Here is a 13981-nt window from a genome sequence, read left to right as displayed (position 1 = left end):
GGCTCTGGTACCGGCCGGTGGGGAGGCGTCCACTCCGGGGACGGCGTCGTCCGCGCAGGGAGGCATGGATGCCTCATCCGCGCCCTCTCCCACGGATGTCTCGTCGGCGGAGGCTCCGCCTCCCGCCGACGGACCCCACCCCGGCATGGCTGCCTCCCCAACGCACGCCGTACCGGCGCCGTCCGTGGTGTCCGCTGTGCCTGCGCACGGCGAGGGGGTGGCGGGCGACCGGGTCGTCCAGCAAAACCTGGAGGCGGCCTGGCCCGCTGACCTTCCCGCCGACGACGAGCGGGAGCTCCTCGCCGCCGGTCGGGCGCTGCTGCGTGCGGACGCCACCGGGACCGGCCGCGCGAAGTGGCCTTCCGTCTTCGACGACTCGGGCTACGCGGTGGCCCCGGCGTTCGCCTCCGCACGCTTCCGCATCCAGGCCGCGATCGCCCGCCGCGGCGGCAGACGCAACAAGGCGGTGGTGCATCTGGTGTGGGCAGGCCAGGACCGCGGCGGCACCTTCACCGACCTGCGCATCACCGACTGGTTCTTCACCCGCACGAACAGGAAGGGAGCAGCGACGTGGACTGCGCAGCCCCCTACCTGACAGATCCGGCCGATCACACGGCCGCAGGTCAGGTACTCGGCGTGGTCTCCGGCCTGGCGGACGCCGCCGGCTGGCTCTACAACCACTGGTACCTGCCGGCCCTGGCCATGGCGATGGCCTGGGGGATCGGCGAGATGGTGGTGCGCCGGCTGGCGGCGCGCGCCTCGGCTGAACGGATGGCCCTGGAGCTGGTGGCCAGCCGGCACTTCGACCCCGGCCTGGAGGAGATCTTCCGCCGCGGCGTCCAGCTCGCCCGCGCTTCCACAGCGATGCCCTGGTGGGCACCCCGCCGGGCCAAGGCCGTGCAGATCCGGCTGCGCTCCGACGGCTCCAGCCCGCTGCGCTACCGGATCGAGGGCCCGGCCGGCGGCCAGCGACTGCTGTCCATCACGCCGTTCGGGCCGGACGTCACGGTCAACCGGGCCATGCCGATCGCCGACAAGCCACGGACACACACCGTCCGCGCGGAGTTCATCCTGCGCGGCAAGCCGACCGCCCCACTGCGCGAGGTCCCCCTCATCCCCGACCCGCTGCAGCCGCTCGTCGACGCCGTCGCCGACCTACGCGCAGAACTCGGCGACCTCGCCGAGATCAGACTCGACATCCAGCGCGCCCCCAAATGGGCGCTGCGGGCACGCCGGACTCAGTTGATGAGTGCCGCCCGCCGGGCGGAGCACCGGGAGGCCCAGCGGGCCGCACGCTGGCTGCGGCGCGATGCCGGCGGCCTCGAGGACTCCCTGACCTGGCAGCTGCAGCAGCTGCTCAGCGACAAGCCCGCCGCGGGCACCGGACGGCGGCTGGTCATGCCGCCGGTACCCCGCCGGGTCGAGCCAGCCGAGGCACTGGGCAAGCTCGCCGACGACGACCACCTGGTCCGGGTGCAGCTGCTGGTGATGTGCGCCTCGAACACCGAGGGCCGCGCCCAAGCCCGGCTCGCCCAACTCCAAGCTGGTCTCGACGTGTTCGGTGGCCGCTCGAGGTGGGCCATGCGTGGATGGCAGTTGGGACCCTGGCGGATCGGCGCCGACCACTGGCCCACCAGGCGTGGGTTCGAACGCCGGTGGGATCTGGGGCACTGCCAGCCGCCCCGCGCCAACTGGGTGCGCCTGGAGGAGCTGGCGGGCCTGCTCAAGCCGCCCACCATGCACTGCCGTCTGCCGGTGCTCGCCGCGGACCTGCCGACATTCGAGTTCGGCGATCCGAGGCTGCTGCTGCAGGGGATCTACCGGGGCCCGGACGGCCGCGAGCGCCTGGTCGCCACCTACGCCGAGGAGACCCTGTTCGAGGTAGGGGTGGGCAAGGCCGGCGGCGGCAAGACCGAGCGGGCTTTGGCTCAGGCGATCGGCTGGGCTCACGCCGGGGGCGGATTGCTGTTCGTCGACCCCCACCGTGACTCCTGGCCCCGCGCCACCCCGTTCCTCGCGCACGAGGCCGTCATGCGGCGGACCGCGCTCATCGACCTCAACGCCCTGGGCACCAACCCGCAGGTGAGTTCGTGGAATCCGCTCGCCATGCACCACGGACAGGCGGCGCACGAGGTCGTCGAGGCCATCACCGACGCTTACGCCTCCGCACTGGCCTGGGACGATGCGACCGCGCCCCGGGCGATCACCATCCTCACCGCCGCGCTGGCGGTGCTGATCGCCGTCAACGAGGCCGCCTGCCAGGCCGGCCGCCCCGAGGACCAGGCCACGATCTTCCACATCAGGGCACTGCTGACGGATGTCGCGTTCCGCACGGCAGCGCTCGCCGCGGTCACCGACCGTCTCAACGAGGAGACCCGGTCCTGGTGGCAGGTGGTCTTCCCGACCTTGCCGGCGGACGCGTTCGCCGTGGTCCTCAACCCGGTCGCCCGGCTGGCCGCCAACCCCGTCACGCGCGCCTTCCTCGGCCAGTCGTCTGGCGTCTACAACATCCGCGCCGCGATGGACTCCCGGATGGTCGTCTGGGTGTGCCCAGGCGGCAACGGGCCCACCGACCGGCTGGTGACCGCCCTACTCGCCCGAGACCTGCTACGGGCCGTGCGCTCCCGGCGAGACACCCCGGAAACCAGGCGCGTGCCGTTCCGCCCCTACTTCGACGAACTGATCACCCTGACAGGCGCCGCGCCGGAGACCGTCGCCGCCATGTTCGAGGACTTCCGCAAGTACAGGTGCCACGTCCACGGCATGACCCAACTGCTGGCACGCCTGCCGTCACCGGTGCGGCTGTCCCTGATGCAGAACGCATCCACACTGGCCACCACCGCCGGGTCCAAATCCGCGATCGCCCCCATCACCGCCGAGTGGGGCGATGACCCCAGCCCGGACCGAGTAGCCACCATGCAGCGGTTCGAGCACTACGTGTCCCTGAACGTCCACGGACGCCGAATAGGGCCCGTCCAGCTGCGCGGACCTCACCTCGACGCCATCTTCGCCGCCCAGGCACGACCACGGCAGGTTCCCGCCCTGGAGCAGGCCGCCCTCACGAACGCCGGAGCACTCCCCCTTCATCAGCTCACCCGCCGCGCAGCCGAACAGATCAGCCGCGTCAGCACCTTCCTCACCCAGCACTCCCCCGCCACCCCCGGACCTGCGACGAACAAGGAGTACGAGTGATCTTCACCCAGCCACGCGACCGCAGTTCCCCTCCCCCGGACGTGATCCGGACAGATGTCGCAGCCTTGCAACTCCACCCGGAAACCCCTTGAGATTTGCTCACGCGAACATCTACTTTACTTTCTACACAGAGAGAAACCTCCGCAACCCCGCCTCAAACAGGGAGATTAGGGACGTCGCGCGACTCAAGCACTTAAGCGAAGTTCACAGGACGGAACCGGTCGCCAAGAGAGAGCGGATCAAACCAAAGCCGCGGGAAGGGTCCAGATGATCAAGGACCAAAGAAGGAGCAGCTGCTGCTTGCGCTCGACACCAAAGAGAACGCCATGCCGGTTCTCACGCACAGGACCGCGCGCAACTCGCCCGAAAAGTCGCTTCTGAACAAAAAGCGCGATTTGAGTTCTACGAACAAACAGGGCACGCTCCCTTTTTTATGCCGGAAAACGAGAGAGGTACAGCAGCAGAAGCGCTCCCTGCGATCAGATGTGACCAGATACGCCCACAGTTATCCGAGTGAACTACGATGCGAGGGTGGGAAGTTGGCTGGCATATGCGTAATCTTGCCGCTACACAAATCGACCACCGCGGCGAAATCAGGCCGCAGTGCCTGTTTTGCCCTCAAGCCATGGCTCAGGCCGCGGTCAGGTCCCTTCACGCCGGACGGGGAGGCATCGTGAAGCGCTGTGCACAACAAGTCCCACATTCTGTATGGCACCTGCGGAGCACCACCGTCGCAGCCATCGCCGCGTGTGCTGCTCTCACTGTGAGCGCCTGCGGCGGGTCGGACGACCAGCCCAAAGCGAGTAGCGAATCTCCGAGCGAGGCACGGCCCTCAGCCAGGACTCCCTCGCCGGCGGAACCCTCTGCGGACGCCGGGGCTCCGATCGCCGCCGCGTACCAGAAGTACTGGGACGCCAAAGTCGCCGCCTACGCGAAAGCCAGTGTCGAGGGCACTGAGCTCAAGAAATACGCCGTCGCGGAGGCTTACAGCCAGGCCGAGACCGAGGTGAAGGCCCTCAGGAGCAAGGGCCTGGTGGCCACGGGCAAGCCCGTCCTCGCGCCCGACGTCACCTCCGTGGACACCGGGCGGAAGGTCCCGCGTGGAGCCCTGACCGATTGCACCGACGTATCGCAATGGACTCTGATCAATCGCTCCAGTGGCGAGAAGGTCAGCCTTCCGGACAACCGCCGGACCAAATACGTCACGAAGGCTGTAGCCGAGAAGTGGTACGGCCGATGGGTGATCGTCAAGATCACCCCGGAGAATCGGTCATGCTGACCCGGCGACTGATCATGAGTGCAACCGTCTGTCTCGCCGCAATAGCCACCGCCCCGGCCGCACGCGCCAGCGATGGCCCTGACATCAGCACGGGCAACTGCGACCTGATCTCTTTCTGCGTCGGGATCGATGTGCCAGGCAGCGGAAGCGGAGAAGGCCAGGGCGGTGGCACTGACTCGGGTTCGGGCAATCAGGCTTCCGGGAGCAGCGGGTCAGCTCCCAAGTGCACGATGAAAAAGATGGATCCTCAGCCGCCCCCGGGAAGCATCTTCTACGAGGGCGAGGGCAAGGTCGTCTATCTGCGGACCTGCCCGGACAGCGATCCGAACACACCCGACAACACAGTCAGCGTGGGTGTGCCACCCGGCGAGGATCCGCCGACCGTCGATGCAGAAGTGCTGGCGCAGCGGGCAGTCGACTCGATGACGCTGCTTGGCCCGGACATCGCAAGCCCCCGCGGGTTCGGGAAGTACACCGTGGGTGTTCCGATGTGGATGTGGGTCAACCAGAGCGCCACGACCTACGGGCCCAACACCGCCTCGGCGTCGGCGGGCGGAATCACGGTCACGGCGACCGCGAAGGTGTCGAAGATCGTGTGGCAGATGGGCGATGGCGCCAGCGTGACGTGCAACGGCCCCGGTACCCCCTACACATCGTCCGAGGGCATGGCCCCATCGCCGACCTGCGGACATGTGTACTCCAAGACCTCGACCGGTGCCCAGAGAGGCAGGTTTCCGGTGACCGCGACCTCGACTTGGACGATCGACTGGCAGGGCGGCGGGCAGGCCGGCCAGCTGACCGAGGTGCGGAATACCAACGTGCAGGTGGCGGTCGGTGAAGTTCAGGTCGTCAGGTAGAGCCACCGGAAGGACGGAACGGTGACCAAGACCCAATTAGACACAGCTGCGAACGGCGTCCCCCAGCAGGGAAGGGTGAGTGGGCCCGTGCGTCCGCCCCGTGTGTCGGCCCGGAGGCGACGGCCAGGCGTCATCGCTCTGTCTCTGGCGCTGATCGCCGCCGGGGGCGCCGGAGTTGCCGTGCTCCTGCTCCAGGTCGGCGACCGCACCGATGTGGTGACCGTGGTACGCGACGTCCAGGTCGGTCAGGTCCTCGCCGAGGACGACCTGGGCAAGGCGTCCATCGCCCTGGACCCGGCCGTCAAAGCGGTGCGCTCGGAGGACCTGAAGTCGGTGGTGGGCAGGCGGGCCGCCGTGGAACTCAAGTCCGGTTCCCTGCTCGCCCCCTCGCAGGTGACGAAGGACTCGCTGGTAAAGGCCGGTGAGCAGCTGGTGCCGATCGGCTTGGAGCCCAAGCAGATCCCGGCCACCGAGCTGGTGCCGGGCCAGAGGGTTCAGTTGGTGCACGTCCCGGCCCAGGGAACGACGGATACCGGCAAGGCGTCCGAGGCTGCAGCGCAGACCATCGAGGGCCGGGTGGTGAAGGCGTCCGGCGCCGCCCCGGGTACGGGAATCGTAGTCGTCGATGTCGCGACGTCCGCCGCTGACGGTCCCACGGCCGCCGTGTGGGAGGCGGCCGGTTCTTTGCACCTGGTCCTCGCGGCTGCGGACGGCAGCTGATGACTGTGATCGCGCTCGCCGGCTGCAGTGGGGCGCCCGGGGTGACGACGAGCGCTCTCGCGCTGTTGTTGTCGTGGCCGCTGGAGGCGGGCCGGCGGATGGTCCTGGCTGAGTGTGACCCGGATGGTGGTGCCGTCCTGCACGGGCTGCTGCAGGGCACGCTCGGTGACCGGTACGGGCTGCGCAACCTCTCGGTCGCCGCCCGCAAGGGCGAGTTCAGCGACGCCTTCTGGCGGCAGCTGATCGACCTGAGCAGCGAGGACAGTACGAAGGAGTCACCGCGCGATCGGCTGCTGCTGCCGGGCATCACCGACCCCTCGCAGTCGGCGAGCCTGGGTCAGGTGTGGAAGATCCTCGCGCAGATGTTCCGCGGCATCGAGGCCGAGAGCGGCCATGACGTTCTCATCGACCTCGGCCGCCGCGGCGCGTTCGGACCCTGCGGGGTTCTGGCTGAGCAGGCAGACGCCACGTTCGTGGTGGTTCGCAACACCCTGCGCTGCCTGCAGGCAGCCGAAGGGCGCGTGCGCGCACTGGAAGAGCGCGTCGGAGAGGTCAGCGTGCTGATGATCAACGAGGGCCCGTACCCCGCGGGTGAGGTGCAGCGGGTGTTGCAGGTGCCGGTGATCACCACCCTGCCGTATGCGCCGAAGGAGGCCGGTGTGCTGTCCGACGGCATCGAGCAGCCGCGCCACTTCACCAGGTCTGCACTGATGAAGGCCGCCCGAGCGGGCAGCACGCTGCTCCTCCAGCGGGCCGCCACGCGCCGGGCCCGCCTCGATCCACGCGCACCTCACACGGCGGGCGGGGAGGTGACCCGTGCGCGCTAAGCCCCTGCATCCCGATCCCACGGTGGCGCCGCTGCCCCGGCAATGGGAGCACGAGAGCGGCGGTGCGATGGCACCGGCCGGTGCCGCCTCGAGTACTCAGGTGCTCGGTGCGGCGGCTCCTGACGTCGCTGTCGACTACCGGGTGACCCGGGACATTGCCTCCCAGGTCGCCAGGCAGCGAGAGGAACTACTCAAGACCAAGCCCGACATGGACCGGGCGAGCGAAGAGCAGCGCTGTCTGAACTGGATCGCTGAGGCGGTCGCGTTGTGGTCGGACGCTCAGGCGATGACGCCCCGGGAGGACGAGGCGCTGCGGCGTGCTGTGTATGACCTGCTCTTTCGGGCTGGCCGCCTGCAGCCGTATCTGGATGATGAGCGGGTCGAGGACATCATCATCCAGGGCCCGCACGAGGTGTGGCTCGACTACGGCGAGGGCGAGCGCCGCCGGGTCGGTCCGATCGCCGAGTCGGAAGAGGAACTGCTGGAGCTGCTGCGGGAGTTGGCCCGGAGATCCGGGCACAGTGAGCGGACCATCTCCACCGCGAGCCCCACTCTCGCCCTGTCCCTCGAGGACGGCTCCCGCCTGCAGGCCATCACCGGGCTCGGACCGATGACGTATGCGGTCATCCGCCGGCACCGGGTCTCACACGCGAACCTCGACGACCTGGTGCGCCTGGGCACCATCGACCCGATTCTGCGCGAGTTCCTCGGCGCCGCCGTGCGCGCGGAGAAGAACATCATGATCGCGGGGAAGCAGAAGGCCGGGAAGACCACGCTCATGCGGGCGATGCTCAAGGAGTTCGACCCCGAGTGCCGGTTCGCGACCATCCAGACCGAGGACGAGCTGTTCGCCCACGCCAACGGCTACCACAAGCAGGTCGTCTCCCTGGTGGGGCGGGAGTCCAACGGGGAGAAGGAGGTCACCGGGCGCGGCGCCGGTGAGGTCACGCTCCTGGATTTGATGCATCCCGCGCTGCGGATGTCGTTGGAGCGGATCGTGGTCGGCGAGGTCCGCGGGCCCGAAGTCGTCGCCATGATGCAGGCCCTGACGAACGGCTCCGGCGGCAACCTGTGCACCATCCATGCGCGGCGACCGGACATCGTCTTCGACCGGATCGCCGAGCTGTACGCGCTCGCCCAGGAGAACCTCTCGGAGCAGCTCGCCTACCGACAGACCGCCAACGGCCTGGACTTCATCGTGTACGTCGACATGACGGACGAAACCCGGATCGGCGGCCGCCGCCACCGCTACGTCTCCCACGTGCTGGAACTGACCGGGATCGGCGAGATGGGACGACCGGCCACGAACGAGGTCTTCTCCCCCGGCCGCGAGTGGGGGGAGCTGCGGGCGGTTCCGCGGATGGACCCGGGCTGTATCGACGACCTGCGCCGCGTCGGCTTCGACTCCTCGCTGCTGCAGGAGTCCTACGGGGCCTGGCCGGCGCCGCTGCCGTTGAAGGTGGGGGTGAGTCGATGACGCTGCTGTGGGGGTTGCTGTGCGGCATAGCGGTGGTCGGCGGGCTGCTCGGTGTCGTGGCCGGTGCCGTGGGGACCACGGCACCGCGCCGGGCTCCGCTTCTCCAGCGCTGGCAAGCGGCGCTGCGAGGCGGCAAGAGCCAGAGCGAGGACGCCCGATTGCGGCGCCGCACCCTCGCCGTCACGGCCGTCGTGGTGTTCGTCGCCGTGTGGCTGGTCTCGGGGAACTTCGTCGGCGGTGCGCTGCTCGGCGCGGCTGTCGTCGGCGTGCCCTGGCTGATCGGCCCGGCGCGGACGGCACAGGACCGCATCGGCCGGCTGGAGGCGCTGTCGGAGTGGACGCAGCGGCTGGCCGGACTGCTGCGGCTGGGTATGGGCCTGGAGCAGGCGATGATCACCAGCCGACAAGGGGCACCGGGTGAACTCGCCCCACAGATCATCAACCTGTCCGACCGGCTGCGCCTGGGCTGGCGGCCGGAAGGGGCCCTGCGCGCGTTCGCTGAGGAACTCGACGACGTCACCGCCGACAAGGTGACCGCGGCGCTGATCCTGTCGGTCAACGACCGCGGGCCGGGCCTGGCTCAGGCCTTGGAGGACCTGTCGGGCACGGTCCGGGACGAGGTCGCGCGCAAGCGTGCCATCGAGGCGGACCGGGCGAAGCCGCGGACCACCGTGCGGTGGATGACCATCATCACGGTGGGCGTGGTGGGGGCCGGGTTCTTCGTGCCCAGCTACACGAAGCCGTACTCCACCCTCCTGGGGCAGCTCGTGCTCGCCTTCCTGACGACCGGGTTCATCGGCGTGCTCGCCCTGATGCGGCAGTTGGGCTCCTTCCGCCGCATCCCCCGATTCCTGGTCACCGACCCGACGAGCACCGTCCGGCTGCCTGGGCCCGCGCAGGAGCCGGACCTGACGGTTGCCGTCCGTGAGCCGGAAGGAACCGCGTCGTGAACCTGATCCCCGTCGTAGTGACCGGCGGCACGCTCGGCGCCGGCGTCGCCCTGCTGATCCGGGAACTCCTGCAGCCCCAGCCCGCCTTGGCACCGGCCCTCAAACGCAGTGCCCCAGCCGCGTTGACGATGGACGAGCCGGACCTGGACCGCGAGGAGATCTGGGGGAGGTGGCTGCTGGCCCGTCTCGAACGGCTTTGGGGCGTGAGGGTGCCCGCGACGAACCTGGCCCTGCTTGGGCAGGGGCCGGGCCAGTTCATGCTGAAGAAGGTCGCGCTCGCCGCGCTGGGACTGCTCTGCCCGGTGACGGCGACGATCCCGTGGATCATCGCCGGGGTGGGCCTTCCGTTCTACGTGCCCGCCGGCGTCGGGCTCGTCGCCGCCGTGCTGCTGTTCATCACGCCCGATCTCGCCGTCCGCGACCAGGCCAAGCGCGCCCGCGAGGAGTTCGCGCACGCCCTGTCCGCCTACCTCGACCTGGTCGCCCTCAAGCGGGCCGCCGACTCAGGCCCCGCCGAGGCCCTGGAGAAGGCCGCCGAGGTCGGCAAGGGCTGGCCGTTCCGGTATCTGCAGGGCGCGCTGCGCCGGGCACGGCTGGAGAAGATCCCGCCCTATCAAGCGCTCACGGAACTCGCCCACACCTACGACCTGCCGGTCCTGGACGACGTCGCCGACATCATGCGCGGCTCAGCCACCGACGGCGCCGCCGTCTACAAGGCGCTCCGCGCCCGCACCGCGGCCCTCAATGCCGAACTCCTCGCCGGTCAGGCTGCCGAGGCGAACGCGGCCAGCGAAAAGATGACCGCGCCGGGAGCCCTCCTGGCCGTCCTGGTGATGCTGCTGATGGCCTTTCCCGCCGTGATCCGCATGCTCACCGTCTGAAAGACCACACCGTCTCGTCTCACGCTGAAGAGAGGTAGGGAACATGAGGCACACCGCAGCCCGCACCCGCCGCGCTGCACGCCGGGCAGCCACACGCCCGCGCACCGGCCCAACCATCGTGTCGTCACAGGGACCGGGATGGGGCGGCCGAGCAGGCCGTGCCCGGGCGCGCGCCGCCAGGGCCGTCCTGCGTGTGAGCGCGCGCGTGCAGGGGGGCCTTCGGGAGGCCGCCCGCCGGCCGGACCGCGGCGACGTCTCCATCACGACCGTCATCATCTGGGTGGCCGCCGTCACCGGCGCCGTGCTGGTCGCCGGAACGATCGCCGTCGTGATCGCCAAGTACAACGCCAGGCTCAACGGGCTGTGACCGAGCGGCTGAGCACTTGGTGGCGGGGGCGCAGATGGGGTGACGACCGTGGGGACAGCAGCATCCAGATGGCGATCATCTTCCCGTTCGTGCTGCTCGCCACGGTCGCCGTCATCCAGGCGTCCATGTGGTATTACGCGCGGCAGATCGCCCTGACCGCCGCCCGCGAAGGCGCCACCGCGGCGCGCGCCTACCAGTCGAGTCCGGCAGACGGTGCGGCCCAGGCTCGTGCGGTACTCGCGCGCACCGCCGGGGACAGCCTGAACGGCTACAGCGTGTCCGCCAGCAGCGACGGGCAGCGCGTGCGGGTTGAGGTGTCCGGCACGGCCCTGTCGATGATCCCGGGTCTGCCGGGCCTTTCGGTCACGCAGTCGGCATCCGGACCGGTGGAGCGCTGGACCGTCCCCGAGGGGTGAAGCACATGCCGGACATGGCCCGCACGGCCCACAGGTTGCGCCGCGATGAGGGCAGTGCCGCGATCGAAGCGGCCATCATCCTCCCCGCGCTGATCATGCTCCTGTGCCTGGCGATCGCCGGCGGCCGCCTCGTCACCTCCGGGGCGAAAATCGACGCCGCGGCCCAGGACGCGGCCCGGGAAGCATCCCTTCACCGCACCGCGGCCGCAGCCCACACGGCCGCACAAGCCGCAGCCGCCCAGTCCCTCGACGACCAGGGCATCACCTGCGCGTCGACATCCGTGCGCATCGACACCGGCGGCCTGAGCGTGCCCGTCGGGCAGGTCGGCACCATCACCGCGGCTGTGACCTGCACGGTCAATCTCTCCGACCTGCTGCTGCCGGGCGTGCCGGGAGCCAAGACGCTCACCTCGACGGCGACCTCGGTAGTGGACCAGTACAGACAGCGAGGCGGCTGATGTTCTTGCAGCGGATGCGGCAGGCCCGCGGTGACGACCGGGGCGGCGTCACCGTGTTCGTCGCCGTGTGCGTGGTCGCGCTGATCGGCATCATCGGCGTCGCCGTGGATGGCGGCAGCACGATGCGCGCCACCGAACGCGCCGACTACATCGCCGGCGAGGCCGCCCGGGCCGGAGGGCAGGCCATCGAGGCCGCCGAAGCCATCAACGGCACCGCGATCACCGTCGACCCTCAAGCGGCTGCCGCTGCGGCGCAGGCCTACCTGAGTTCCGCCGGCGCCACCGGAACGGTCAGCGTCTCCGGCGACGGCAAGACCCTCCAGGTCACGGTCACCGGCTCCTACGACACAAAGTTCCTGTCGGCGGTCGGCATCGGCTCCCTGTCCGTGACCGGTCACGGCACGGCAACCCTCCTGCACGGCGTCACCGCTCCCGAAGGAAGCTGATGCACACCACCACCCGCTCCCCCGCCACAGCGGTAGGCCGCGCCCTGGGCCGTGTCCTCAAAGCCACGCTGAGCCTGATCGCCTTGACGGTCGCGATCGCCGGGTTGCCGTTGCTGCTGGCCTGGGCCACCCCCCTCATCTGGGCTGCCACCCATGACGACCTCACCCACCTGCTGGACCGGCAGGACACCGGCAGTGTCTTTCTGCTGGTGCTTGTCGCGGTGGGCTGGACCGGGTGGGCACAGTTCAGCTACTGCACGGTACGAGAGCTGATCGCGCAGCTGAGGGGCCGGACCTGGCACGCCCCGCGAGGAATGGGCGCCTCACAACGCGCCGCGGCCCTGCTGATCGGCAGCATCCTGGTGCTCCTGCCCACGAGCTCGGCGCTGGCCTCAGAAGCCCAGGCCGCACCCGCCCCCACGGTGGGACGCATGCCGGGCCACACGGTCCAGGTTTCGCAGGAAACCGCCCCAGCCGACCAGGCGTCACCCGCATCCCCCGCGAGCACGCCGGCATCGCGTACGTACACAGTGCGCGAGATGCGGCCGGCGCAAAGCTTGTGGGCCATCGCCGAACACGAGTTGGGGGACGGCGAGCGATGGCGGGAGATCGCCGATCTCAACGAGGGACGGACGATGGCCGACGGCACCATCTTCCAGGCGAACAGCTTCCTGCAGCCCGGCTGGCAGCTTCGAATGCCCGAGATCGCTACAGTCGCGGGAGACGCCCGTACTCAGCTCGGGGACAGCGCCCGGCCGGCAGACGACAAGGGCGGGCACGTCGTCACGGTCCACCCCGGCGATTACCTGTCGAAGATCGCACAGACGGAGCTCGGCAACGGCGACGACTGGCCGCAGCTGTTCGAGGCCAGCCGCGGCAAGCCGCAGCCGCACCGACTGCCCGAGATCACCGACCCCGACGTCATCCACCCAGGGCAGCAGGTCACCGTGCCCGATACCCACTCCGATCAGCCTCCGCAAAGCCAGGGTCACGGTGAGGAATCCGGCAGCGAGCACCCCACTCCCCCGGCCACCCAGAACCCTGACGACACGCAAAAGCCGGGCGGCAGCACTAGCGATGTGCCAGCACCCGCGCCCAGCCAGACCGCCACGCAAAACCCTGACCACACGCGGGCTCCGGGCGGCAGCACGGGGGCCACACCCGCACCCGCGCCCGGCCAGACCCAGGCGCCTGCACCGCAGTCGTCGGCGCCCGGCGCGCCGTCCAGTCTCCCGGCCGAGCAGCCCGGGCAGTACCAGTCCTCACCGTCCGCTGCCGCGTCCGCGACGCCCGAGGCCACCGCCGGCGCCTCGGGCTCTGCCGCCACACCGTCGGAGCCGGCCGAACCCTCCGGCTCCGCTACCTCCTCCCCCGCCACCACGATGTCCGAGCCCCCGGCGACAGCTCCGGTCGGCAGCCCGCTGAACCTGCGCACCCTGCTCGGGGCCGGCGCGCTGCTCGCCGCCGCCATCAGCGGAGCCCTCGCCCTGCGCAGAACCTTGCAGCGCCGACGCCGCAAGCCCGGCGAGAAGATCGCCATCGCAGCCGAGACCTCCCCGGCAGAAGCACAGTTGGCGGCAGCCGCCGAGCCCGCCAGTGCCGCCCGCCTGGACCTGGCACTGCGGACCCTGGCCCACCAGGTAGCCCTCCAGGAAGGGGACGCCGGACTCCTGCCGCCGCTGCGGGCCGCCCGCATCGGGGCCCGCGCCATAGAGGTGCTGCCCGAGGACCTCGCCGCAGAGCCGCAGGCACCCTTCGTCCCCGGCAAGGACGGCTGGTGGGTCCTGCCCCCCAACGCGGTCTTCATGGACGAGGAAGCCGCCCGCGACGTGCCCGCACCGTACCCGGGACTAGTCACCATCGGCACCACCGCAACGAGCGACCTGCTGCTGCTCAACCTCCCCCAGATGCCCGCGCTGCTGCTGGACGGCAACCCGGTCCACATCACCGAGGTGTGCACCTCGATCGCCCTCGAGCTCGCCATGAGCCCGTGGGCGAGCGACGTCGAAGTCGTCACCCTAGTAGGGCTTGGTCAGGTTCGTATGGGTGTGGGTATGTCGCGGTGGCAGGTGGGACACGCGCCGGTCCAGGTGGCGAGGAGTGTCTGCAGT

13 protein-coding genes and 1 pseudogene are annotated in these 13981 nt (G+C 70.0%); all 14 read left to right on the top strand.

Features of this window, described 5'->3' with window-relative positions; translation table 11 throughout:
* Window positions 1–145 precede the first annotated feature (145 nt).
* The gene (locus ACFRAC_RS34380) at window positions 146–595 is read left to right on the top strand and encodes a hypothetical protein (RefSeq protein ID WP_382938307.1); all 450 of its coding nucleotides are present in this window, start codon (window positions 146–148) and stop codon (window positions 593–595) included.
* Window positions 571–3192, top strand: coding sequence for an ATP/GTP-binding protein (locus tag ACFRAC_RS34375; protein ID WP_382938305.1), 2622 nt, complete (start codon window positions 571–573; stop codon window positions 3190–3192). Before ACFRAC_RS34380 ends, ACFRAC_RS34375 begins: the two co-directional genes overlap by 25 nt.
* Window positions 3193–3817: 625 nt before the next feature.
* Window positions 3818–4471, top strand: coding sequence for a hypothetical protein (locus ACFRAC_RS34370; protein ID WP_382938302.1), 654 nt, complete (start codon window positions 3818–3820; stop codon window positions 4469–4471).
* Window positions 4429–5328, top strand: a complete 900-nt coding sequence (locus tag ACFRAC_RS34365) for an ATP/GTP-binding protein (RefSeq protein ID WP_382938300.1) — start codon at window positions 4429–4431, stop codon at window positions 5326–5328. Before ACFRAC_RS34370 ends, ACFRAC_RS34365 begins: the two co-directional genes overlap by 43 nt.
* Before the next feature lie 180 nt (window positions 5329–5508).
* The gene (locus ACFRAC_RS34360) at window positions 5509–6048 is read left to right on the top strand and encodes an SAF domain-containing protein (RefSeq protein WP_382938297.1); all 540 of its coding nucleotides are present in this window, start codon (window positions 5509–5511) and stop codon (window positions 6046–6048) included.
* Window positions 6048–6875: a hypothetical protein gene (locus ACFRAC_RS34355; RefSeq protein ID WP_382938294.1), complete on the top strand. Its 828-nt coding sequence runs from the start codon at window positions 6048–6050 to the stop codon at window positions 6873–6875. Before ACFRAC_RS34360 ends, ACFRAC_RS34355 begins: the two co-directional genes overlap by 1 nt.
* Entirely contained in the window at window positions 6865–8352 is a 1488-nt protein-coding gene (locus tag ACFRAC_RS34350) for a CpaF family protein (RefSeq protein ID WP_382938292.1), read from the top strand. The genes ACFRAC_RS34355 and ACFRAC_RS34350 overlap by 11 nt, the downstream gene beginning before the upstream one ends.
* On the top strand, window positions 8349–9302 hold the full coding sequence (locus ACFRAC_RS34345; RefSeq protein WP_382938288.1) for a type II secretion system F family protein: 954 nt from the start codon (window positions 8349–8351) through the stop codon (window positions 9300–9302). The genes ACFRAC_RS34350 and ACFRAC_RS34345 overlap by 4 nt, the downstream gene beginning before the upstream one ends.
* The gene (locus ACFRAC_RS34340; RefSeq protein ID WP_382938285.1) at window positions 9299–10183 is read left to right on the top strand and encodes a type II secretion system F family protein; all 885 of its coding nucleotides are present in this window, start codon (window positions 9299–9301) and stop codon (window positions 10181–10183) included. Before ACFRAC_RS34345 ends, ACFRAC_RS34340 begins: the two co-directional genes overlap by 4 nt.
* 205 nt (window positions 10184–10388) lie before the next feature.
* Entirely contained in the window at window positions 10389–10550 is a 162-nt protein-coding gene (locus ACFRAC_RS34335) for a hypothetical protein (protein ID WP_382938282.1), read from the top strand.
* 68 nt (window positions 10551–10618) lie between these two features.
* Window positions 10619–10966 (top strand): TadE/TadG family type IV pilus assembly protein, encoded by a 348-nt coding sequence (locus tag ACFRAC_RS34330; protein ID WP_382938279.1) that lies wholly within the window; start codon window positions 10619–10621, stop codon window positions 10964–10966.
* 5 nt (window positions 10967–10971) lie between these two features.
* Window positions 10972–11424, top strand: coding sequence for a TadE/TadG family type IV pilus assembly protein (locus ACFRAC_RS34325; RefSeq protein ID WP_382938277.1), 453 nt, complete (start codon window positions 10972–10974; stop codon window positions 11422–11424).
* Window positions 11424–11870: a pilus assembly protein TadG-related protein gene (locus ACFRAC_RS34320; protein ID WP_382938275.1), complete on the top strand. Its 447-nt coding sequence runs from the start codon at window positions 11424–11426 to the stop codon at window positions 11868–11870. Before ACFRAC_RS34325 ends, ACFRAC_RS34320 begins: the two co-directional genes overlap by 1 nt.
* Window positions 11870–13981: pseudogene (locus ACFRAC_RS34315) on the top strand (hypothetical protein); the annotation flags it as partial. The gene ACFRAC_RS34320 and the pseudogene ACFRAC_RS34315, both read left to right, overlap by 1 nt.

The organism is Streptomyces sp. NPDC056628 (assembly GCF_042792555.1).
Classification (GTDB): Bacteria; Actinomycetota; Actinomycetes; order Streptomycetales; family Streptomycetaceae; genus Streptomyces.
Note: the sequence above shows the minus strand (reverse complement) of the source record. Positions and strands in the feature narration are given on the sequence as shown.